Source organism: Pseudoalteromonas sp. L1 (assembly GCF_021728095.1).
Classification (GTDB): Bacteria; Pseudomonadota; Gammaproteobacteria; order Enterobacterales; family Alteromonadaceae; genus Pseudoalteromonas.
The window spans coordinates 788,268-807,408 of sequence record NZ_JAKKCT010000002.1 but is presented as its reverse complement, the minus strand read 5'-3'; the positions used below and the strand labels follow the sequence as shown (position 1 = coordinate 807,408).

Genomic DNA, 19,141 nt, shown 5'->3' with positions numbered 1-19,141 from the left:
TTGTAAATTCTCTTTTGTTTAGAGTTTATCTAAATACATGGCTGTAAATACACTGATTGTGAACCCTGCCATTGTAAAAAGATGTAAGAATGCTAGTACTTTGTCTACTGACCTTGCATATTTTGCTATAAGACGGCCATCAAAAATAGGTGTGGGTAATCGCGAGCGTTTGAAAAATATTGCCATGGCATAAAAGGGGGCACTAGCGCCAATGCCTTTGTCCCAAAGCGGAGGAGTAACACTGTCGTTTAGTATTTGTTTATTTATGTACTTGATAGAGAAGCGTGTAAATAAAACTACAAAAAGAAACGCTAAAGCCATGAATACAAACATGTTCGCTAGAACTAATTTTTCCAATGAGAACGTCATAATAGCGCCTCCTGTCATAGAGGTTAATGTTTAGCTTTCCTTCAGGTAAGGCTTTTAAATAAAGTAATAATACAGAGGCAAATTATCATGCCTGCCACTGAAGTAAAATAAATTGCTGCAATTAACTTATCAATAGTCCGCGCATGTTTAGCGATAAAGCGGGCATCAAATAGTTTGTTTTTAATTCTGTACTTGTTAAAAAGTATTGCAAATACATAAAACGAAGCGCTTGCTCCAATCCCTCGGTCCCAGCTGGGTGGGTACAGGTCATCTAGTTCCATTTTTTTATTTATATGCTTAATCGACACTCTTGAAAGTAAAAGAGATGAAATAAAAAAGCTGAAAAGAAAAGTTAAAAATAAGGAGGTTAAAATAGGAGCTAGAGTAAGATCCATTTATAAAATACCCCCTATGAATAGTTTACGACCATAAATATTATCAATAACCTTTTTTTACGAAGCTATTAGTATTAATACACATATTTACTTTAGAAATAAGTAAAAAACTCAGCTACAACAAAAAGTACTCTAAAATTACCGTAAGGAATACGCTAATTATAAAGCCAGATGTTGATACAAGATGCAAAAAAGCGAGAAACTTATCAATTGGCCTTGCGTGTTTGGCGACAAACCTGCCATCAAATAATGGCGTAGACTTACGAGCTCTTTTTACAAAGATAGCGAGTGCGTAAAAAGGAGCACTGGCTCCAATTCCTCTATCCCAACTCGGAGGTGAAACTCCATTTTCCTGCATTTTACTCTCGATATGTCGTATTGATATTCTGGGGAATATCACAGTCATTATCATCATGAGAACAAAGAAGAAAATGGCGCAATATAGAATAAAATTCAGTATTGCCATTAAAATACATCTTTCATTAGAGGCTGTCGATCATATATGTTTTCTGTCAACTTTTTAGTTTTTTTATTAACTTCAAGACTCATAAAGAAGCCTGCTATTAACCCTACTCCTAAGGCAACTACCCATCCGTATGGAGTTAACATTAGAAATGTTGATAGGGTTGTAGTTACCGATGTCGCCGTGAGAATACCAGCAAACGTTGATGCCCCAAAACTAGCTAGCTCTGTTGATAAACTACGTTGCCAGTCCTTATTGTTTTTATAGTCGTTGTACACTTTGTTCGCTCTGAACGCACCATCAAGTAAAATCATGCCATTGCCAAGCCAGCGTCCTGTATTTTCAATCCGCTTAATTTTATTGAACTCAGCAGTGCTACTTATATCGAGCTTGGCAGAATGCCTTGCTGATTTAGCTATATTGATACCGCGATTTGGGTTAGACCAAACAGTGCCTCGGCGACTGGCCCGATTAGTATTCATAAAGCGTTGAAGCTCAGCTTGAAATTTAACGTTAAGCTCTTTGAATATATTTAGCGCTTTTTGCTCTAATGCAACCATATGATATTTTGGCATTCCTGATTTATGAGCAGTACGTATATCTTTTAAAGCGGCTTCGTACTTATTAGCTAAAGAAGCAAACTTTGAGCTGCGGGCTTCTATAGATGTAGCGCCAGAACCTACAATACCATGTGTATTTTGTGCTAGAAACGGCATGACTTGATTTTGAAAGTCGGAGATTGCTAATAGTCTTTCACTACCAAAGTCACGTAGCATGTTAGCTATATTTCTGCGAGATTGTGCTGGCAATGAGTCAAATTGACTAACTATGCTTTGTTGTTCATTTGTCGGCGGAGTGTAAGAGCCTGAATACTCTCTTCGCCATATATAAGGAGTGCCTGAAGTAATCACTTGATTTTTTATATGGTGATTGTCTTTCGTGAAGGTATCTTCTTTATCTTCTTTGCACTTAACAAATTCAGCGGTTACTGAATCAATACAAATTCTAATTTCCAAGGCCATAAAAGTATCCATACATATATTTCATCCATCATAAAATGTTATCCATGTTATTTTATTTAGTCAACGATTTTAAATAATGGATACTCCTTGAAGAAGCTTAGCGAAGTTTTATATAAAATATTTAAATTTAGAGTTTTAAAAGTAAGTTAAACTCAGTAGTTTTTGAGGAGAGCTTATTAACGGGAGTTATTTAGTATATAAGCAGTTAAAATGTATTAACAAAAAAGCAGTTACTTATCATCTTTTTTAGTCATTTTAGCGCTGTTTTGTTGCAGTATTATATAAAAATGTTAGGCTGTACCTCTAACTTTTACAGTGACGTAAATTTATGATCAAAAGGATTTTATTATCAGCTTTATTCATGGCTCCTTGTTTTGCATGGGGGCAGCAAGCTCTTAGTGTTGAGCAATGCGAAAGTATGCAAGCAGAGCGAGCTGAGCTGCAATCAGCCATTCGAAAAACCCACCTACTCGATAAAATTGATTCGTACAAACAACGCTTACATAATCTTTCATCGCGCATTTCAGATAATTGCTTAACTGACGAACAAATATTAAAGCGAACTCATTCGTTTTATAACCAAGATATTGCTTATCTTGAAAACCCATTAGCTAAACCCTTATCTGAGCAAGGTTATATTAGTAAACAAGCAGCGTGGGAGCGTTATTATGTTATTCCTTCGCGTTGTTTACACAGGCCTTTAAATATTCAATATTTAGATTGGTGTATCGAGAATAAACAGGTTCAGTTTCAGCAGTTTGATATGTTGTGGCAGCAAAAAAGTGCGCAGTATGAAAGAGCTGAGGCTAAATCGACAGATTCCTTTCACGAGTTTGTATTACCGAGTAAGTCTGAACGAGCTAGAATAATGGCTGAACGGGAGTTAAAGCGTTATAGCTACACTAACGATACAATTCTACCAACAAATATTATTGTGTTATGTGCGTTGGCCGTAACGGTGTTCTTTTCGCTTATCTTTATTTTTCACTTTTTAATGCGGCCACGTCCTGTTATTAAAGACTAAGTTAGAGTGCAATAAACTACGAGTAGTTTATTGCACTAAACTAATATCAACGCTAATCATCTGTTTTGAGTTGTTTCGCTCTATTTTCTGCGTCAATAAGCGCTTGTGATTTGGGCTGTTTTTCTTTACTTTCAATCTGCGGCTTTTCGGTTGAGTTGGGATCCCACGTAGGGTCTAGCGACAAATTAGCAAAGGGGTTTGTTGAGCTTGTTTCTTTTTTTTGTTCATCACTGATCCCTTGAGGCATGTCACTCTCATCTAAAGATAGTGTATCGTCATCATTATCTGGCAGGTTCGTGTCAGTCATAATGGGTGCCGTCTTTGGCGCATCAGCAAGCTCAGTTGTATTTTGTTGCAGCTCCTGTTCAAGTGTTTGCAGGGCTTTTGCTAAGTCATCATCGCTTATGTCATCGTCAGCAAGCGTAATTGTTGCAGGTTCGGCTAAGTGTTCAGGCTCATCTATTGCGCCTGTAAAAGACAGATCGTCATCTACTAAAGATGACAAATCGTACTCAGGTACGTCATCTTTTAGAGGTTGGTCATCGCTTTTATATTCATCAAATCCAAAAGAGCTGCGTGTACTGGTTAGTTCAGGCTCATCATCGCGCTCTGGTTTTATGTCATTGTCTTGCTCATTATTACCTAATTCGTCACCTAATTCGTTATTATTTGACTCGTCGTATGTTGGCGCCGTTTCTGCTGGCTCTGAGGTGTTGTACTCATCAAACCCAAAAGAGCTACGTGTATTGGTTAGTTCAGGCTCATCATCGCGCTCTGGTTTTATGTCATTGTCTTGCTCATTATTACCTAATTCGTCACCTAATTCGTTATTATTTGACTCGTCGTATGTTGGCGCCGTTTCTGCTGGCTCTGAGGTGTTGTACTCATCAAACCCAAAAGAGCTACGTGTATTGGTAAACTCGGGTTCATCATTGAGCTCTGATTTAATGTCATTGTCTAACTCATCACTGCCTAACTCATCACCTAATTCGTTATTATTTGACTCGTCGTATCTCGGCGTTGTTTCTGCTGGTTCTGCGGTGTTGTACTCGTCAAATCCAAATGAGCTGCGTGTGCTCTCAAGTTCATCACTTTGAATAGATTCATCGTTCTGTGTTTCTTCGTGGCTAATTTCAAGCTCGTTGAATTCATGCGCATGGGCAAAGTCAGTTGTTTGCTCTTCGGTGCTGGTGAAGGAGCTTTGTTCGTCGTGTTCTGCATTTAAGCGCGCAAATTCTGACCATTCTTCATCATCGGACGTTGTCGTTTTCGTGTTAAATGTGTCATTAAATGCTCTCTCAAACTCATCTTCGTAGTGTGGTTGTGATTCTGTTGAGCTTGTTTCATGTTCATCTAATGCTTGTTGCGCTTTTATTTTGGCACTTGCAGCTTGAGCTTGAAGCAAGGTGTTTTCAAGTTCAGCATTCGAATCGGACTGTTTACTCTTACGAAGGCGCAAAATAAATAGGCCGCCAACTAAAAGCACTAATAACACAAGCAGGCTTGGCATCAATAATGAGTTTGATGAGCTTGGTTCTGGTGTTTGTACTACAACCGGAGCCGGTTTTTTAGCAGGCTCTATAGCTTGATTTGCGTCGTTTTTAATTGCAGCAGGATCTTGTGGCTCTGCTGGTTCTGTGTTTGTAATTGGTGCCGCTTCAGTCACTGGCTCTGTTGCTGGTGGCAGTTTTGGCATTGACTGGCTATCGTTATCTTGTTGAACCGGCTCACTGTTATTAAGCTCAGAACTGAGTGAAGAGTCAATTAATTCTGGCTCTGCTGGTTGCTGTGTTTGTTGTATTGGCTCTAGAGGTGCTTGTTGAACTGGTGCTTGACTAGGAACATCTTCAGCAGCACCTTTAATCGCACCTGAGTGCTCTGTTATGCTTGTTTTAGGTGGTGTGGGTGTTGCTTCTGAAGTGAGCTTTTGTAGCGCGGCGGTATTATTAACTGGGGTCGGGTTTTTACAGTTTTTTTCAAAATTTCTGGCCGCTGAGCGATAGTTTCGGTTGCTGGTATTATCGCGGTATTCATGCATTTGTTGTTTTAACAAAATACACATTGCTTCGTTGTACTGGGCACTACTGGTAAAGCTAAGACCAGTAAATAACAAAAAAAGGGTCGTTTTTATAATTGACATAGATTCCTGACCAGTGAGGTTTAGCTGGTGACTATATATTGAATTATTTTAAGCTCAGTCGACTAATTTATCCACATTTGGTTAACAAATTAGGTTTATTCGAGAACCATTAAAGCGCGATATTCATCGTAAGCAAATTGGTCAGTCATACCGCTGATATAATCTTGAACTAAGCGACAACGATAATAAAACTCATAAGCTGCGTAGTGACCAGGCTCAGCTTTAAGCGCATCTATGGCTTTTTGGTAGCTGTTTAAGTGCTTGTTAGAAAGTTTTTTAACAAGTCTACTTTCAATAAGTAAGTTGTTATCGCCTTTTAATGCTCGCTTAAAGTTATCGTGATCAAGTGCTAGCAAAGGTTTATAGCAATCAAGTAAGCCGCTAATGATACGGTAACCTTGAAGTTCAAGTCGTTCAACTTCTTTGTGGCAGAATACGTGATTAAGCGCGACCTGTTTCAGCGTTTTTGTTACTGCATGTAAGTGGCTGCGATCCTCAAGCAGTGCCTGATTAAAATCACCATGGTAAATAGCTTCAATGTTTTTGATAAAGCGCTCAGCAGCATAATTTACTAAAGGATGTAGTAAGGTTACTCGCAGGTAAATAAAGAATTCGCTGTTAAAGTTATATGGCTGCTCAGCGGCTTTACTTAGTGCATAATCAATTGCTTTTTCTGCAAAGTCACCGTGTTTCGTATTGTCTAATGTCAGGTTTGTGAGTGTTTTGGTATATTGTTCTTTTAGCTTGTCACAAAGTATATCGACACTTATGATGCCTTTTTCTACAGCATCTTCTATGTCGGCAAGGCAGTACGAAATATCGTCAGCAGCTTCCATTATATAACTTGCAGGGTGTCGGCAATATTGCTCTATTTCAAGCTCTGTTTGTAATGCGTCTATGAAGGTTTTTTCGCTGAAGTAGTACCCGACTTTTTTCATCAAATAATCTTTGTTAGTTGGACTATCTTTTTTAGACATACTGGCAGGGCGGGTGTATTTTAAAATACCAGCGGTTTGGCTGTAGGTTAAATTTAGTGACAATAAAGAGTGAACTATACGAATACCTTGTGCATTACCTTCAAAGCTTTTTATATCTTGCGCAAGGTGTTTAAAAATAACACTTATGCCAACTTCTTTACACCGCTCAGGAATAAGTTCATCTAAATGCTTAGCAAACCACTGATTAATAGCAGCCTCACCAAAGTGACCAAAAGGCGGGTTGCCTATATCGTGCATCAAACAGGCCATTTCAATAAGGCTTTCTAAAGGCCTTTCTAGCCCTTTAAGGCCATACTCTTTTTGCTGAGCATCGCTTAATTTATTAAAAATCGTTTGTACTATAAAGCGCCCAACTTGTTGTACTTCGAGCGAGTGAGTTAAACGTGAGCGCACAGCTGCATTACGCTCAAGCGGAAACACTTGAGTTTTTTGCTGTAAACGGCGAATGGCCGCGCTATTAATAATGCGACCACGGTCGCTTTCAAGCGCTGTATGTAAATTATTGGTAGAGCGCATTTCACGAGCGGGTGTTATTTTTTTTCGAAAATCGATCATTTCTATTCCTACCAAGTAAATTACAGTCGTGGTGATTACTTTTGGTGATTTTAAAGATTAAATTTAATCTAACAGCTTGTATCATAAATTAAAATATTAGTTTTAAGTTATAATTTTAGTTTGCGTACTTTGCTCAAACTACTTGCTATTAAATGATTGTACTTAGTTACGCTAAAAAGTAGCTGTAGCTATGATCACAAAATTTTAAAGTGAGTTAGATACACTAACTTAATGACTTAAAAAATTAACTTACAAGGATTCTTAATGCGTATTTGGCCTTTTATTTTTTTCGCTTTACTGGCATCCAGTGCAGTGGTTAAAGCTACTGAAGAACAGAGTGTTGTACTTATTTCGATTGACGGATTCCGTTGGGATTATATTGAAAAACATGATGCTAAAAATCTAAAAATAATCAGTGAACAGGGCGTACGAGCCACCAAAATGCGCCCTGTGTATCCGACGAAAACCTTTCCTAATCACTTGTCTATCATTACTGGTTTATTGCCAGTCAACCACGGCATTGTTGATAACCGTTTTTGTGATACTGAGCGTAATGAGTGCTACAAAATGGGTAAGGGTAAAGATGACAGCACTTGGCTGAATGGTATTCCGCTTTGGAATCTTGCACAAATGCAAGGTGTAAAAGCAGCTACTTATTTTTGGCCAGAGTCTGATGCGCGTTTTAATGGCATGTTACCTGATTACTTTTATCATTATTCTAAACACAGTGATTATCAAAAGCGTGTTGATCAAATTATTCAGTGGTTAAGCTTGCCAAAAGCGCAGCGCCCACGTTTGGTGGTGAGCTATTTTTCGTTGGTGGATAGCATGGGGCATGAGTATGGCCCAGATGCACAACAGACATACGATGCGGTTCAACAGCTAGATAATTTAATGGCAGACTTGCACACGCGTTTAAAAGCACTTGATGAAAAGATTAACTTAGTGATTGTGTCTGATCACGGTATGGCGTCTGTTGATCCAAGCCTAAGCATCAAAATAGATAGTCTGCCAAAAGACGACAATTTTATGGTGCAAAACACCGGCCCTCGCGTTTTGTACTATGCAAAACCAAATAGCAAAGCAGACATCAAGGGTTTTAGTAAAAAGCTTACTAAAGCAGCAGATGGCCGTTTTATCGTTTTAACTGACCAACAAAAGCGCGATTATCATTACGATAAAGGCCCTCGGGTTGGTGATATTGTTTTACAAACCACAGCACCGCGAGTATTTACCGATAGCAAAATGGCTTCTTATTTAGGTACGCATGGCTATGCATACACAGATGATATGGCCGCGACGTTTATTGCCACAGGCCCTGCATTTAAACGACATGTACAGCTAGATGAAGTGAATAACTTAGATGTGTATCCGCTTATTGCGAAACTATTAGGGCTGAAAATTTTAAGCCCAATCGACAGTGATGGTGAAACTTTGTGGCCAGCCATTAAATAAAAAGTTTAAATGGCTAGGTTAAATTTTTGAGACCCAGCCAAACTCGCCAAAGCTTTCAAATTTATAACTCTTATCGCCAGCGTTAAACTGCCCTTGCAACGTGTTGTCGGTAAGAGTCATTACAGCTTGATGAAATGCGTTAGTGTGATCATTCACTTTGCCAAACACACTGCGGTTACCATTACTTGCTTCAATAATATTAGTTATTTCGACAGTATAACTTTGATACTCGTCAACGATAAGAATGAAGTTATCACCGGATTGCAGTGTTTTTAGAGTGCCAAGGTCAAACTTGCTAAACGTTGTATTATTGAGCCTTTTAGGCAAACGGCCTTGTTTATAAAGGTAATCGTGTGCACGATTTGAAAGCTGATTAAGTGGTGCTGTTAGGTTAACAACGGGCTGCGGAATCGTGTGTTTAGTCAGCGTATCATTGGAAACAAAAAGCTCCTCAGCATTGGGCTGTAACTTAAAGGCACCACTTTGAATATGCCATTCATTTAAGGCAAATACGCTCAGTGGAATAATGAAGATTAATGCAAGCGTCCTGTTCACATGTTTCTCTAATCGGGTTTATTGTTAACTTACTGTGACTTTTTACCTCAATTTAACAATGTGGTCAATGTTTATTCAGTTTGTAGTCATTTTTATCATCGTGACGATAAAATTAACTTGTTTTACTCACTCCCCGATGATGAGCATAATCCGCGTTTTTTTGTCACCGAAACTCCAATATTAGAGGTACCGACTTATGCGCGGGTGGATCATTTATAAAGATAGCCAAGGCTTGTTAAAGCAAGAAACTTACGAAGTTGAACGTTTACTTGCAGCGGCGAAAGAGGAAGGCATTGATTTACAAGTTTACTCGCCTGATCAGTTTGACTTAACGATTACTCGCGAAGATGGTAAAAGTATTCTGATTGATGGCCAGTCAGTACAATTACCTGACTTTGTGATTCCTCGTATGGGCGCGAGCACAACCTATTTTGCATTGGCAATTATCCGCCACCTTGAGCGTTTAGGCGTGTATTGCGTGAATAGCTCGCAGTCAATCGAAACGGTGAAAGACAAGTTATTTGCGCAGCAAATTTTAGCTGAGTGTAATTTACCAACCCCCAACACTATGCTCGTTAAGTTTCCAGTTAATATTGATTTAGTTGAAAAACAAATCGGTTTTCCTGTGGTGATTAAAACATTATCAGGCTCGCAAGGCAGTGGCGTATTTTTATCAAAATCAAAAGAAGAGTTTGATGATTTAATGCAGTTAATTGAGGCTGCAAATCCACAAGCAAACATTATTTTGCAGCAGTTTGTTAAGTCAAGTCACGGTCGTGATTTGCGAGTACTTACTATCGGTGGCCGTGCTGTTGCCTGTATGGAACGTAACTCGCAGGGCAAAAATTTCAAAGCCAATGTGAGTGCCGGTGGTACTGGTAAGTCATTTCCAATAACGCCAGAAATCGAATGGCTTGCAACACAAACTGCGAATGTACTTAACCTTGATGTGGCGGGCATTGATTTATTATTTGATGAGCAACATTTCAAAATATGCGAAGCAAACTCAAGCCCAGGCTTTGAAGGTTTAGAAGGGGCGTTGGGAATTGATGTTGCAAAAGAAATTTTGCACTTTATTCGTATCCGTTTAGGTATTTTTGATAAGCCTGAACAGCTTGAGAATGTTGAGAAAGCAGCAGAGGATGCCGCTTAATCATTGGTTATTTTTACACAAAAGCCATTGTCTGAGCTAAGCGATAAGTTTAGGTTATGGCGGTTGCAAATTGCTTTGACTGTTGCAAGGCCTAAACCAAACCCCTCATGTTGACGAGCTGGATCGCTGCGATAAAAGCGCTTAGTTAGTTGCTTTAAATCTTGCTCGTTAACGCCTTTACCATTATCTGTGACTGAGAAACTTTTTTCATCAAGTGCTAACGTGATGGTAGCGCCTTTACCTGCGTATTTTATGGCATTTTCAACGAGGTTAAATATTGCTTGGAAGATGAGGTTTCTATCGCCGTTTAATTGCCAAGGAGAAGTGATATTTACACAAATTATTTGGCCATTTTGTTCTGCGCTGGGTTGTAATATCTCACATACATCGTGAGTAAGTTGGCTACTGTCGATTGCTTCAAGTTTCAATGGAAACTGCCCATGCTCAAGGCGTGTGAGTTTAAGCATGGCATCAAATGTATTAATAATATTATTGAGTTGCTCAAGCTCATAACCCATTTGGGGTTGATCTTCTAAGTGCTTTTCTAGGTTAAGCTTTAATCGTGTCAGTGGGGTTTTTAAGTCATGGGCAATGTTGTCGGTTATACCCTGAACGAGTGCGAAATTTTCTTCTACAGCATCAAGCATGGTGTTTATATGCGCTGCTAAGCGGTCGAATTCATCGCCTTTATTTTTATGGCACAGGCGCGCACTTAAGTTGCCATTTTGTACTTGCTCGGCAGTTTCATTAAAATAATTAACACGGCGTAAATGCCGGCGAGAAAATAAATATCCAAATAGACCTGTCAGCACGATGGCTATAATGAAAGTCCAGCTTGCGATAGATTTAAAGTCGACAATTAAGCGTTGTAAGTGCTCTGTGGCGGTGGCAAGTACAATATCACCATGATGTGTTTTAACTTTGCCAGTTGTTAATAGACGGATTTGTCCGCGCCCCGTATCTAGAACAGGAAAAACAATGGTTTGCGGTAGTGCGGGAATGTTATCAGGCAAAAAACTGAGCTGCTGGCTTTGTTCATACTCGCTTTGCCAAAAAATTAAAATTTCACCTTCATTTCTAAATACATCAAGTTGTTGAAAAAAGCTTCCTTTGTCAAACTCTGAAGCAAGCGCTTCGATACGTGTTTTTTCAGCATCAAGACGCCTTTCAACTTGGCGACTTTGTTCACCCAGTAATAACTGATAGATAAGTATAATCGCGAGCAGTAAAGTAACCGCTGTGATTGCTGCAAACGCGAGCGTTAAACGCCAGACGGAGCTTTTTCTAGGGTCGAACAAACGCAGGCCATTTTCATTCATCAACTTACATTCGCCTTTAACCTGTAGCCTACACCACGTACTGTTTCTATTTCTAATTGTGCAGATGCCTCGGCAAGCTTTTTACGAAGCCTTGCAATATGAACATCAATCACGTTAGTACCTGGATCGAAGTGATACTCCCAAACTGACTCAAATAATAGAGTACGGGTGACGAGTTTATTTTGATGATCAAGTAAGTATCTAAGTAGTTTAAATTCTTTGGGTTGTAAGTTGAGTGTTTTGCCATTTACGTCAACCCGTTGATCACTATAATCAAGCGTTAGGTTAGCAAGATTAATTTTTGTAGTTAACGGTGCATGAAAGGTATGTCGTTTTATTAAGTTTTCTACTCGAATAGCCAGTTCTGAAAATGAGAAAGGTTTGGTTAAGTAGTCATCTCCGCCTGCTTTTAAGCCTGTTACCCTGTCGTCAACTTTATCAAGCGCCGATAAAATCAATACAGGGGTCGTTTTTCCTGTAGCTCTAAGTGCTAGTAATACTTGCAAACCATCAAGCTTGGGAAGCATGCGATCAAGGATAATAGCGTCGTAGTTCTCACAAGTTGCCAACATAAGCCCTTGTTGGCCGTCTTCTGCGCAATCGAGTGTGTAGCCTTGCTCGACAAAGGCTTTGTATAAAAACTCGCGATTTTGTTGGTCGTCCTCAACCAATAACAGTTTCATTAATTGCCCCAACGAAGTAATGGCAAATTCTTACCTGTTTCAAGGTCAATGGCTTTTTTGTGTCGCCCTTTATCTGTTACAAACGTGGCGACCATATAGGTAATACCCATGTCTTGCTCTAGCTGAGCTTCAATTAGGTAATGGCTAGGTTCGTCATCTAACTGTTTGACCAAGCCATGTAATGTATACCCTTTTTTAGTCATCAGGTTTGCAGCTGCAATTTCTTCTTGTTCATCTAATTCTGGCTGTTCGTATTCTTGTTCAATGATGTGTCCTGAATGGTCAAGAAGCAACTCGATAAAACGTTGTTTTTTTGTTTGGTAGAGCGTGACCTCATAAACACGTTGACCCTTTTCTATTTCAAACTCAAATTCAACAATAACTGCATTTTCAGCGTAGCGTTGTTCGATACCAAATAGCACATCAATTGGCGCAGGTGCAGAGCTTGAATCCAGCATATTGAAAATGGCTGAACTGGCAGCAAAAGCAAGGCCTGAAATTAAACATAAGCAAGTTAGAATTAGTTTTTTCATAATATTTCGATATTGGTTAGGCAGCACATTTAGCACTGCCATTGTTAAATTTTATTGTTAATCATCAAGTTGGCATGCACGTACAATATTATCTTGTACCCACTGGCATTCTAGGTCAACATATTGCTCTGTAAAGCTCGCTAAGCTGTTATCTTCGCTAATATAGCCAAATAAACTAGCTTGTTGTGATGCATTGGCAGTCACTATGCCTTTCAACTCCAGTAACTCATTACTGTTGTCACGCTCGACTTCACTGACAATATAGTTTTGACCGTCAATAATCCCTTCAAGCTCTAACCATTCACCTGAAAGTGTATCTGCTGTTAACTCATCTTCAAACACCGTTCTGTTTGTTACTTGTAAGTTGACCCCGTTGATAGAGACGTTTCCATTACTATAGCTGGCAAGACCAGAAACACTAAAGCTAGGGGTTGAACTTGGCGCAGTATGGCTTTTCTCAAGATCGATTTCGTGAGCTACGAACCAGTTATTAGCTTGTTGCCATAAGGCATCTACTTCAATTGTATCTCCAATCGCTAATGTTGTGCGGGTAATGTCTTCGAACGTGGTTTGCTCTGTGATACTAACTTGCCACTGATTATTCAGCGTAACGAGGGTGATGTCATTATTAATAAACGTAATTGTGCCGTGTAATTCTGTGTCAGTATTGTCATTGCCTTCAAAATTGTGCTCAGCGTCAACCTCGTGTGCAATGATTAATTTTCCATCAAGGTAACCTTCTAGCTCAACATATTGGTTATTTTGTAATGTGCCGTCTATATCTGCATGTTGGTATTGAATGGTTAAATTACCTAATTTAAATGTAGATGCTGCGGTATTTAACTCAGTAATGAAGCCTTCAAGCTCCAATTCTGCATTATTAGTTAATGGTTGTTGGTAGGTAACTGTAAATTCACTGTGGTTATTGTTGTAACCACTTAGCTCAACAAGGCTGCCATCTGACAGGTTTTCTGTCTTTAGGTTATTTAGTTTGATCCCCGCAATGGTTGCGCCTTGTTCATTAATACTAATAGGGCCTTTGAAGCTTGGATCGTAGTCAATCTCTGTTGCTTCTTTTCCATTCGTTTCAACTTCTACCATCATACCAATTTTTAGATCTTTGATTGATGCGCGGTTGTCATCAATTTCAATGTCAGCATTATTTGCTGCAATTTGATGCTGATTAACGGTAACACTGGTATCAGATAGCGCACTAACCTCACCGACTAATAAACTAGGAAGGGTAAGCGTATTTTGTGCTGGTTGTTCACTGTTACCACTACTGCCACAGCCAGTAAGGAGTGCGCTGATTGTCGCTAATGTGATAATAGATAAGTGATTTTGATTGGTTAGTTTAGTCATGATTAGTCCTTAAATTAGTCAGTGTCTGTAGTTTAACTAAGCAAGGATTGCTAGAAGGTGGAGAGCAAATTAAATTTTGTTAATGTTTGCAACGAGAACTAACGTTGGTTCTGTATAGTAAATAAATCTTAAAATACTACAAAAGTGTACAGTGTCATTGTGTACGCCTTGCGATAAGGTAGGTTTTTATCTGCATATTTTGCAAGGAGTTTACCCTTTATGAGTCAACTGATCAGTCGAGCAACTGCGGGCCTCGTAGCGGTAATTATTGGCTTTACCAGCTCAATTGCCTTGATTTATCAATTAGTCATGGTGCTAGGTGGTACGCCTGATTTGGTAGCCAGTTGGGTACTTATGCTTGGCCTTGCGATGGGAGCCAGCTCTATTGCGTTGTCATATTACTATAAGGTTCCCATTTTAATTGCGTGGTCGACCACGGGGGCAGCATTACTTATTTCAAGCGCACAAGGTTATACCTTAAATCAAGCTGTTGGAGCGTTTATGTTCTCGGCGGTATTGGTGTTTTTATGCGGGATCACTGGTATTTTTGAAAGAGTGATGAACAAAATTCCGAGTCAGTTAGCGTGTGCGATGCTAGCGGGTGTTTTAGTGAATTTTGGTATAGATGTATTCAATTTTATGAATGAGCTGCCATTAGTCATTGGTGTCATGGTCGCTGTTTACTTATTTGGTAAACGTTATTTTCCGCGTTTTGCGATGTTAGCTGTTGTTGTGGTTGGTTTTTTAATGGCAGGCTTTACTGGTCAAATCGATACAAGCAGTTGGCAATGGAAATTAAGCGAGTTTGCGTATATTGCTCCTGAGTTTGATTTAAATGCCATGATCAGTGTGGGCTTACCGCTGTTTATTGTGACGATGACATCGCAAAACTTACCGGGCATCGCTGTTTTAAAGGCTCATCAGTACAAGGCGCCAGTTTCGGCGGCTTTGAATGTTACGGGGCTTTTAAATGTGTTTATCGCGCCGTTTGGTGGTTACTCGATAAACTTAGCGGCAATCACCGCTGCAATTTGTATGAGTCCCGAAGCTGATAAAAACCCTGATAAACGTTATTGGGCAAGTATTGCTGGTGGTGTGTTTTATATCATCATGGCGTTACTAGCGGCGACATTAGTTGGTTTAGTAGCGAGCTTACCACAAGCACTGATTTTAGCCTTAGCGGGCATAGCCTTGTTTGCCACAATTGCCAGTAGTTTACAGCAAGCGTTAACGGAGGCGTATTATACCGAGGCAGCTATAGTGACATTTTTGGTGACGGCTTCAAACTTAACATTGTTTACCGTTGGTTCGGCTTTTTGGGGGATTATAGCTGGTACAGTGACATTGGTCATGACGCGAAAAGATTAGAAGCTAAATATCAATATTAAAAAGGCCCTAGTACTAGGGCCTAACTAAAATTACTTAAGCAGAGGCTTAATAACTTCAAACATGGCGTTGATGTGATCATCACGCGTATTCAATGCTGGAATATAGCGGTATTTTTCACCGCCAGCGTGTTCGAAGTTTTCGCGGTTTTCGCCCTCTAATTCTTCTAATGTTTCTAAGCAGTCAGCACTAAAGGCGGGGCTTAAAATTGCAACGTCTTTGATGCCTTCTTTAGGGTAGCTCTCAAGTGTGGCATCTGTGTATGGTTTTAACCATTCTGCTTTACCAAAGCGGCTTTGGAAGGTGGTCACTGCGAAGTCTTTTTCTAAGCCTAACTTTTCGGCAACTAAACGTGTGGTTTGCATACAAAAACAGTAATAAGGGTCGCCGTTTTCTAAGAACAATTTAGGCGTACCGTGGTACGAAAAGACTAGTTTTTGTGGCGTACCATGAGCGTTTAAATCCTCGCTAATACTCGCTGCTAGGGCGTCAATGTAAACAGGGTGGTCGTGGTAGCCGTTTATAAAGTGAAGCTCTGGGACCCAGCGCCATTTACGTAATACGTTCGATACAGCATCAAAGGTTGAACCGATTGTAGTGCTTGAATACTGCGGATAAAGTGGCAGCACAATCACCCGAGTAATGCCTTTTTCGCGAAGTTCTTCAAGGCCTGCTTCAATTGATGGGTTACCATAGCGCATAGCCATAACAACCTCAGTATCTTGATGGCCTTTTTCTTTTAAAAGGGCCGCCAGCTTTTTGCTTTGCTCGCGGGTAATATGTGTTAATGGTGAGCCGTTTTCAGTCCAAATGCTTTTATAAAGTGCTGCAGAGCGTTTTGGGCGAAGCGTCAGTACAAAGCAATACAGAATGATCATCCAAATAAAACGTGGGATCTCGACGATGCGCGGGTCAGATAAAAATTCCCGTAGGTACGTTCTCAGTGCCGCTGTTGTTGGGGCATCAGGACTTCCTAAATTGGTCAATAATATGCCCGTTTTTTTATTGAATCTGCCATCATGCGGCTTGTCTGTAATAGCGGAAAATCGCGACACTGAGCGCTCCTTTTGAAAGTAAACGTAATATAAATCATATTGTAACGAAGTAATGGGGTTATGTGATCACTTTTGTTCGTTAATTTTTGATCATGATCCTGAAAGGATTTGGTTTTTTCGCCTCAAGTTGCTGAAGCTTTGCAATCGATTTGGCACCAAAAATATGACCTTTTGGTAATAATAGGATGCCATCGTAATTTCTTAGTGCATGACCGAGTACCATGCCATTTTTTAACTCATTTGCAGACAGTATTTTCATACTACCGACTTGTTGATTACTCGCACATGTGATTTTTAAATTCGCTAAAACCTCAAGTAATTTGGGGTGATAATATGTACCACTGTATAGCTGCAATTGATCTAGTGCGCTTGCAAATTTATTTTCTTGCACAGTTACATTATCTACGGCTTGCCAAAAATCACGGGCAACGGCCAAGATCATTGCCGTGATTGGGATATCTTTACCTTTTAAACCTTTGGGAGTACCGGTTCCGTTGTAATGCTCAAACTGATGGTAAATGGCTTCAGAAACATCATGCAAATGTGTTGCTGGCATGAGCATTAATTGAGCTGTGCTTGGGTGTGTGTAGAATACTTTTTTTTGATTTTCGGGTAAGTCACGAGTAGGAGTCTTATATAGTGCAGGTTCCATAGCAAGTAAGCCTATTTGTGCTAAATAACCTGCCATTTCGGCCATATTAATATGCTTTTGGTCTAACCCTAAGCTCTGTGCAATTTGTTTGCAGGTGGTGGCTATATTTTGCGCTTGTATGCCATCGAGATAAGGGTTGGCGTTAATAAAATTATATAAAATTTCGAATGTTGTGCGATGCTCGTGTTTTTCACGCTCGTTTGCATCTTCAAGCTGCTTAAGCACTTTACGTATTTGTTGTGTTCGTTTTTCTACCATTTGCTCAAGATTGTTATTGAGCTCTTTTAGTTGGTTGTTTTGCGCTTTTATTTGTTTTTCGAGCTGTTTATTTTTACGCTTTAGCGTTGTTTTTTCGATGCCGTCATTCACTGTTCGTATCAGTAGCTCATTTTGCCACGGTTTTTGTATATAGGCGTGGATCTTTCCTTTATTAACCGCAGAAATTGTGCTGTCTATATCAGCGTAGCCGGTAAGTAAAACTCGGTGTACATCAGGGGCAATATTAAGTGTTTGTGCGAAAAAATCAGCGCCGTCCATTTGTGGCATACGCATATCGCAAATAATGACATCAAATGTGTGAGTGTTTAACAGTTTCAATCCTTCGGTGGGATCAAGCACCGTTTTAACACTTAAGTGATAAGACACGAGTAGCCTTTGCAAAGTGCGCAATACAATTTCATCATCATCAATGCATAAAACTTGAATATGTTCTTTCACTGCTGGTTCTGCCATGTGGACGCACTATGAATTATCTTTAATCAATAACATAGCTTCAAATTAGGGCTTGTGCTAGGTTTTAGTAGAGACGATTTTATATTTTGAGGCTAAAAATGGATGATTTTAAACACGCCTACTTACTTGAGAAAGCAGCCAGAGAAGAAGCTGAGCAACTACTAGCAGATAAAAGTCGTATTCTAGTTGCGCTAAATAGTGAATTAGAACAAAAAATCACGGATTTGAAATGTCATCAGGCTTTATTCATTCAAGCTGAAAAGATGGCTACTTTGGGAACTTTGTGTGCAGGCGTGGCGCACGAAATTAACAACCCATTGGCCTACAGTATGAGTAATATTGATAGTCTGAAAAGCCACTGTGCTTATTTCAGCGAATTGCTTGAACTGTGTGATGAGTTTGTATGTAGCACGACAGATAAAGAAACGTTTTGCCAACGACTCACTCAGTTGAATCGATCGCACTCGTTTCGAGCTGTTTCTGATGATTTACCTGAGCTTATAAGCGACACCGCGCAAGGCCTACAGCGTATAAGTAAAATTGTGGCTAATTTATTAGACTTTTCTCGTCCCAAAAGCCATGAAAAACAGTTTTCTGATATGACAGATGCTGTTAAAAGTGCACTAAAGTTACTTGCTAATCAATTAAAGCATTGTCAACTACACAGCCATTTTAGCCCTATCTCTGTAAGTTGGTGTAATTTATCTGCAATTAGCCAAGTAATTGTAAATATAGTGATTAATGCAAGCCAAGCCTGTAAAAACAATGACAATGCTAACATCATAGTATCTGTTTATGAGCTTGATGGACGTATTCACATTGATGTTGAAGATAATGGATGTGGTATGAGCGAGCAAACGATTGCTAAAATTTACGATCCCTTTTTTACCACCAAGCCAGTGGGTGAGGGCACTGGAATGGGAATGACAATGGTGTATGCAATTGTTCATGAGCATCAAGGAGAGATCGATATCCAAAGCGCTGAGGGTATGGGGTCACGAATTAGCTGTATATTCCCCGTATTAAATCAAATTGGACTAGAAGGTTAATTATTTATTTTTTGCATTAGTATCCTTTTTTGTGTTGGTTTTTAGTGAAATTTAACCAGTGCTAATTTGTAAGTTCTGTTATTTGAAAAATTTATACCTAAGTCGTAACTTTTTTTTCTTCCATTTGCTTGGTTTGTTGATAGGATGTTTCTTAAAGGTTAACTCGCAGGCTTGAGTTAGCTTTCAACACAGCGATTTAAAATCGACTATACGTGCTTAATGGTTACTTTCGTTTTTCTAA

Annotated in this window: 17 protein-coding genes; 5 read left to right on the top strand and 12 right to left on the bottom strand. The window is 39.5% G+C overall.

Annotated features, from left to right (window positions below):
* Positions 1–18: 18 nt before the first annotated feature.
* The 3 genes from L3V38_RS09730 to L3V38_RS09720 form a co-directional block, all read right to left on the bottom strand.
* On the bottom strand, positions 19–369 hold the full coding sequence (locus L3V38_RS09730) for a hypothetical protein (RefSeq protein ID WP_237119274.1): 351 nt from the start codon (positions 367–369) through the stop codon (positions 19–21).
* Positions 370–410: 41 nt separating this feature from the next.
* Positions 411–764 (bottom strand): hypothetical protein, encoded by a 354-nt coding sequence (locus L3V38_RS09725; protein ID WP_237119273.1) that lies wholly within the window; start codon positions 762–764, stop codon positions 411–413.
* Positions 765–1,229: 465 nt separating this feature from the next.
* Positions 1,230–2,249 (bottom strand): hypothetical protein, encoded by a 1,020-nt coding sequence (locus L3V38_RS09720; protein ID WP_237119272.1) that lies wholly within the window; start codon positions 2,247–2,249, stop codon positions 1,230–1,232.
* A gap of 328 nt (positions 2,250–2,577) precedes the next feature.
* Here L3V38_RS09720 and L3V38_RS09715 point away from each other — a divergent pair, with 328 nt between their 5' ends.
* Positions 2,578–3,273 (top strand): hypothetical protein, encoded by a 696-nt coding sequence (locus L3V38_RS09715; protein WP_130151953.1) that lies wholly within the window; start codon positions 2,578–2,580, stop codon positions 3,271–3,273.
* Between the two features lie 52 nt (positions 3,274–3,325).
* Here the strand turns inward: L3V38_RS09715 and L3V38_RS09710 are convergent, their stop codons facing one another.
* Positions 3,326–5,413, bottom strand: coding sequence for a hypothetical protein (locus tag L3V38_RS09710; protein WP_237119271.1), 2,088 nt, complete (start codon positions 5,411–5,413; stop codon positions 3,326–3,328).
* A 95-nt stretch (positions 5,414–5,508) separates the two neighbouring features.
* Entirely contained in the window at positions 5,509–6,966 is a 1,458-nt protein-coding gene (gene dgt, locus L3V38_RS09705) for a dGTPase (protein WP_237119270.1), read from the bottom strand.
* Between the two features lie 264 nt (positions 6,967–7,230).
* Here dgt and L3V38_RS09700 point away from each other — a divergent pair, with 264 nt between their 5' ends.
* Positions 7,231–8,421, top strand: a complete 1,191-nt coding sequence (locus L3V38_RS09700; RefSeq protein WP_237119269.1) for an ectonucleotide pyrophosphatase/phosphodiesterase — start codon at positions 7,231–7,233, stop codon at positions 8,419–8,421.
* 18 nt (positions 8,422–8,439) lie between these two features.
* Here L3V38_RS09700 and L3V38_RS09695 read toward each other — a convergent pair whose 3' ends face one another.
* Positions 8,440–8,976: a hypothetical protein gene (locus L3V38_RS09695; protein WP_237119268.1), complete on the bottom strand. Its 537-nt coding sequence runs from the start codon at positions 8,974–8,976 to the stop codon at positions 8,440–8,442.
* 196 nt (positions 8,977–9,172) lie between these two features.
* Between L3V38_RS09695 and L3V38_RS09690 the strand changes: the two genes are divergently transcribed.
* Positions 9,173–10,129 (top strand): RimK family alpha-L-glutamate ligase, encoded by a 957-nt coding sequence (locus L3V38_RS09690; protein ID WP_237119267.1) that lies wholly within the window; start codon positions 9,173–9,175, stop codon positions 10,127–10,129.
* Here the strand turns inward: L3V38_RS09690 and L3V38_RS09685 are convergent.
* From L3V38_RS09685 to L3V38_RS09670, 4 genes are read right to left on the bottom strand one after another with little or no spacing between them, the layout of a single operon-like run.
* Positions 10,126–11,448, bottom strand: a complete 1,323-nt coding sequence (locus L3V38_RS09685) for an ATP-binding protein (protein ID WP_237119336.1) — start codon at positions 11,446–11,448, stop codon at positions 10,126–10,128. The genes L3V38_RS09690 and L3V38_RS09685 overlap by 4 nt on opposite strands.
* Positions 11,448–12,131, bottom strand: coding sequence for a response regulator transcription factor (locus L3V38_RS09680; RefSeq protein ID WP_130151942.1), 684 nt, complete (start codon positions 12,129–12,131; stop codon positions 11,448–11,450). The genes L3V38_RS09685 and L3V38_RS09680 overlap by 1 nt, the downstream gene beginning before the upstream one ends.
* Positions 12,131–12,664, bottom strand: a complete 534-nt coding sequence (locus tag L3V38_RS09675) for a hypothetical protein (protein WP_237119266.1) — start codon at positions 12,662–12,664, stop codon at positions 12,131–12,133. The genes L3V38_RS09680 and L3V38_RS09675 overlap by 1 nt, the downstream gene beginning before the upstream one ends.
* 57 nt (positions 12,665–12,721) lie before the next feature.
* Entirely contained in the window at positions 12,722–14,026 is a 1,305-nt protein-coding gene (locus tag L3V38_RS09670; protein ID WP_237119265.1) for a DUF5666 domain-containing protein, read from the bottom strand.
* A 219-nt stretch (positions 14,027–14,245) separates the two neighbouring features.
* Here L3V38_RS09670 and L3V38_RS09665 point away from each other — a divergent pair, with 219 nt between their 5' ends.
* The gene (locus L3V38_RS09665) at positions 14,246–15,394 is read left to right on the top strand and encodes a benzoate/H(+) symporter BenE family transporter (protein WP_237119264.1); all 1,149 of its coding nucleotides are present in this window, start codon (positions 14,246–14,248) and stop codon (positions 15,392–15,394) included.
* Between the two features lie 50 nt (positions 15,395–15,444).
* Here L3V38_RS09665 and hemH read toward each other — a convergent pair whose 3' ends face one another.
* Positions 15,445–16,467 carry a ferrochelatase gene (gene hemH / locus L3V38_RS09660; RefSeq protein ID WP_237119263.1) on the bottom strand — a complete coding sequence of 341 codons (1,023 nt, stop codon included), beginning with the start codon at positions 16,465–16,467 and terminating at the stop codon, positions 15,445–15,447.
* Between the two features lie 79 nt (positions 16,468–16,546).
* The gene (locus L3V38_RS09655) at positions 16,547–17,851 is read right to left on the bottom strand and encodes an HD domain-containing phosphohydrolase (RefSeq protein WP_237119262.1); all 1,305 of its coding nucleotides are present in this window, start codon (positions 17,849–17,851) and stop codon (positions 16,547–16,549) included.
* Positions 17,852–17,949: 98 nt separating this feature from the next.
* On the opposite strand from L3V38_RS09655, the gene L3V38_RS09650 reads away from it, so the two are divergent.
* Positions 17,950–18,900 carry an ATP-binding protein gene (locus L3V38_RS09650; protein WP_237119261.1) on the top strand — a complete coding sequence of 317 codons (951 nt, stop codon included), beginning with the start codon at positions 17,950–17,952 and terminating at the stop codon, positions 18,898–18,900.
* The last annotated feature ends 241 nt before the right edge of the window (positions 18,901–19,141 follow it).

Excerpts from the sequence above, each read along its gene's own strand:
- L3V38_RS09730 (WP_237119274.1), bottom strand. The coding sequence starts at position 369 with ATGACGTTCTCATTGGAAAAATTAGTTCTAGCGAACATGTTTGTATTC.
- L3V38_RS09725 (WP_237119273.1), bottom strand. The coding sequence starts at position 764 with ATGGATCTTACTCTAGCTCCTATTTTAACCTCCTTATTTTTAACTTTT.
- L3V38_RS09720 (WP_237119272.1), bottom strand. The coding sequence starts at position 2,249 with ATGGCCTTGGAAATTAGAATTTGTATTGATTCAGTAACCGCTGAATTT.
- L3V38_RS09715 (WP_130151953.1), top strand. The coding sequence starts at position 2,578 with ATGATCAAAAGGATTTTATTATCAGCTTTATTCATGGCTCCTTGTTTT.
- L3V38_RS09710 (WP_237119271.1), bottom strand. The coding sequence starts at position 5,413 with ATGTCAATTATAAAAACGACCCTTTTTTTGTTATTTACTGGTCTTAGC.
- dgt (WP_237119270.1), bottom strand. The coding sequence starts at position 6,966 with ATGATCGATTTTCGAAAAAAAATAACACCCGCTCGTGAAATGCGCTCT.
- L3V38_RS09700 (WP_237119269.1), top strand. The coding sequence starts at position 7,231 with ATGCGTATTTGGCCTTTTATTTTTTTCGCTTTACTGGCATCCAGTGCA.
- L3V38_RS09690 (WP_237119267.1), top strand. The coding sequence starts at position 9,173 with ATGCGCGGGTGGATCATTTATAAAGATAGCCAAGGCTTGTTAAAGCAA.
- L3V38_RS09685 (WP_237119336.1), bottom strand. The coding sequence starts at position 11,448 with ATGAATGAAAATGGCCTGCGTTTGTTCGACCCTAGAAAAAGCTCCGTC.
- L3V38_RS09680 (WP_130151942.1), bottom strand. The coding sequence starts at position 12,131 with ATGAAACTGTTATTGGTTGAGGACGACCAACAAAATCGCGAGTTTTTA.
- L3V38_RS09675 (WP_237119266.1), bottom strand. The coding sequence starts at position 12,664 with ATGAAAAAACTAATTCTAACTTGCTTATGTTTAATTTCAGGCCTTGCT.
- L3V38_RS09670 (WP_237119265.1), bottom strand. The coding sequence starts at position 14,026 with ATGACTAAACTAACCAATCAAAATCACTTATCTATTATCACATTAGCG.
- L3V38_RS09665 (WP_237119264.1), top strand. The coding sequence starts at position 14,246 with ATGAGTCAACTGATCAGTCGAGCAACTGCGGGCCTCGTAGCGGTAATT.
- L3V38_RS09655 (WP_237119262.1), bottom strand. The coding sequence starts at position 17,851 with ATGGCAGAACCAGCAGTGAAAGAACATATTCAAGTTTTATGCATTGAT.
- L3V38_RS09650 (WP_237119261.1), top strand. The coding sequence starts at position 17,950 with ATGGATGATTTTAAACACGCCTACTTACTTGAGAAAGCAGCCAGAGAA.